Genomic DNA, 2,917 nt, shown 5'->3' on the forward strand with positions numbered 1-2,917 from the left:
ATGATGTCCCAGTCAGGCCAGCATTTTCTTTCCCTTGAAGTTGAGCCCGCCTCCGTTTTCGGAGACGACTTCTGCTTCGGGGTAGAGGTTGGACAGTGCGGCTACCTGTCGGTTGAGGTCGGACTGCTGGGCGCGGCTACTAACTCTGGCATAGATAACGACTTTGCGTTTGTCACTGCCTGAGAAGGGAGCATAAGACTCAACGTTGTATCGTCGTTGCCCAGCAGGAGTTCTGATGGTCTCGATTGAGCCATTTTTGTCCCATCCTTGGAGTATTCTTTCATGGACTCCAAGGATTTGGGCCGCTTCCTTGGGTTTCACATATCTGGCAATAGGTTTATCCTCAACTATTCTCGCTTATTAGACCCTATTGCCCTAAAATATTAACCTAATTTGAGATGAAATCATACCTCTCCTGTACAGAAGAGGTATGGCAATTTAAGCATTGGTCAGACTATTAAGCAAACCGACGGCGTAACAGGGGTTGAATGATTAATAAGGAGGCGATCGCAAACGCCAACAATACCACCAAAGCCACCCCAAAAGTTATATTACCAAAAGGAGCCGCCATGACCACGCTACCGAAAGACCAACTCTCATGGGTATAAAGATAGCGAATTGGCTCGATCGCATAACTTAATGGATTCAGGGTAGCCACCACCTGTAACCACCGAGGCATAAATGACAGAGGCGCTAAGGCGGTACTAGCAAATAATAGCGGTAAATTAGTCACAAAAATCACCGCAATTAGTTCAATGTGACCAGGGAGGGCAAAAGCCAGACCTAAACTTAAACCCGTTACCCCCAAAACCAACAATAACACCACCAGGGCAATTACTGCTAATCCGGCAATTCCTGGCAATCCCGCCCCGATAAATGCGGCGACAGTGACAATCGCCGCCGTTTGAATAAAGCTGAGGGTGACAATATAAATCGCCGAGGCTAAAACAATGGAAAACCGGGAAGCCAAAGGCGCTACTAGGAGCCGATTAAGGAACCCAAATTCTCGGTCAAACATTACCGGTAATCCGGCATTTAAAGCCCCCGCAAAAGCGGTAAAGACAATCACTCCCGCCCCCAAAAACTGACCATAATTATCAGTTTCTCCAAATAAGCCCTGGGGGGCATTTTGGAATAATGCACCGAACAGAATCAACCACATTAATGGCTGAATTACTCCGGCTATTAGGGTTGATGGTCGTCGCTTTAATTGAATAAATAAACGACGGGTTAAAGCCGCTGTTTCCTGCACAAAATCGGCGATATCATTGGTTTTTTCGGGTCTAATTTCAGCGGTTGATAACTGATTAATGCTGGTACTACTCATGGTTGGCAAGTCTCCATTAACAGGTTATTTTAGACAAGTTAACGCATATTGCGTTTTTTCTCGGCTTTGGGGTCGCGAGTGGCGACGGCGGCTATTTCTGCATCCATTAGGGTTTGACCTGTCGCGGCTAAATAGACATCATCTAAACTAGGGCGAGATTGTGCTATCCCAAAGGTGGGTAAGCCAGCATCTTTAAGGGCTTGTTGAATGGTAAATAGGGCATCATTTTGGGATGCAACTACGAGGTTAAGAGAGTTTCCCTGAGCCTGATTGATGATTACCTCTTGGACACAGGGAAGCGGCTCTAATAGGGCTTTGGCGGCTTGGGCTTCTGATAAGGGGGAAAACTCCCTAATTCTCAGGGTAATGCGATCGCCTCCTACTCTGTCTTTCAATTCGGAGGGGGTTCCGGTGGCAATTACTACCCCTTTATCAATGATGGAGACGCGATCGGCTAAAGCATCTATTTCCTCTAAATAATGGCTGGTAATCAACACTGTGATTCCTTGTTCTCGCAATTGTCGCAGGAAATCCCACACTACCACCCGACTTTCAATATCTAACCCGACAGTCGGTTCATCAAGGACCAAAACATCAGGTTGATGCAGAAGTCCAGAAGCGAGATCTAAACGCTTACGAATACCCCCAGAATAAGTCCCGGTTTTTTGATCAATCCATTCCCCCAAGCCTAGCAAATTGGACACAGTTTCAATGCGATCTTTGATGCGAGGACGGGGGATATGGTACAAGGAGGCTTGTAGTTGCAACAGTTCCCGACCTGTGAGAACTTTATCAATGGCTACTTCCTGGGCTACATAGCCAAGGCGCTGTCTCACTAATTTCGGCTCCTCGAGAACTGAAATTCCCGAAACGGCTAATTTTCCAGCGTCGGGAGTGATTAAGGTACACAGCGATCGCAGGGTGGTGGTCTTACCAGCGCCATTAGGACCAAGCAAGCCAAAAATTTCCCCTGGCTGAATTTCTAAGGAAATGTCTTTCACGGCTTCTACTGAGCCGTAACGTTTTTGGAGATTTTGGATAAGAACGGCAGGAGTCATGTCACAATTAAGCTAGGTGCTGCCCATATTTACATTACTCAACATTTTAACAGTCGCCCGTATTAGTTAGTTAACTAAAGGCCTTGTACCATGAGCCGGATTTTAATTGCTGAAGATGAACCCCGGATAGCTGCTTTTTTGGAAAAGGGACTGCGGGCTAGTGGTTTTACCACTGCGATCGCTAATAGTGGACAAGATGTTTTAGATCAGGCGTGTAGCCATAACTTTGATTTGCTGATCCTAGACCTGGGACTTCCTGACCGCGACGGTTTCCAGATTTTAAAAGAATTGCGCGGTCAGGGGGAAACTTTACCCATTATCATCCTCACCGCTAGGGATGACCTCAGCGACAAGGTGGCGGGTCTGGAGGCGGGGGCTGATGATTATGTGACTAAACCCTTTCGCTTCGCTGAATTGCTGGCTAGAGTCCGCGCTAGACTCCGCAACCAACCCTCTAAAAATGCTGATGATGATAAAACTGATACATTTACGCGACATTTATCCGGCTATTGCCTGACAATGCGACGATAGC

At 47.0% G+C, this 2,917-nt stretch carries 2 protein-coding genes and 2 pseudogenes; 1 reads left to right on the forward strand and 3 read right to left on the reverse strand.

Going from position 1 to position 2,917, the window contains the following annotated elements; genetic code table 11:
* Nucleotides 1–15: 15 nt before the first annotated feature.
* The 3 genes and pseudogenes from P5683_RS23870 to P5683_RS23880 all read right to left on the reverse strand — a co-directional run.
* Nucleotides 16–351: pseudogene (locus P5683_RS23870) on the reverse strand (MerR family transcriptional regulator); the annotation flags it as partial.
* Between the two features lie 106 nt (nt 352–457).
* Nucleotides 458–1,327: an ABC transporter permease gene (locus tag P5683_RS23875; protein WP_006624444.1), complete on the reverse strand. Its 870-nt coding sequence runs from the start codon at nt 1,325–1,327 to the stop codon at nt 458–460.
* A gap of 38 nt (nt 1,328–1,365) precedes the next feature.
* Nucleotides 1,366–2,385: an ATP-binding cassette domain-containing protein gene (locus P5683_RS23880; RefSeq protein ID WP_006624443.1), complete on the reverse strand. Its 1,020-nt coding sequence runs from the start codon at nt 2,383–2,385 to the stop codon at nt 1,366–1,368.
* Between the two features lie 90 nt (nt 2,386–2,475).
* Between P5683_RS23880 and P5683_RS23885 the strand changes: the two are divergent.
* A pseudogene (locus tag P5683_RS23885) lies at nt 2,476–2,865 on the forward strand (response regulator transcription factor); the annotation flags it as partial.
* Between the last annotated feature and the right edge of the window lie 52 nt (nt 2,866–2,917).

This window comes from Limnospira sp. PMC 1279.21, assembly GCF_032349615.1.
Lineage (GTDB): Bacteria > Cyanobacteriota > Cyanobacteriia > Cyanobacteriales > Microcoleaceae > Limnospira > Limnospira fusiformis.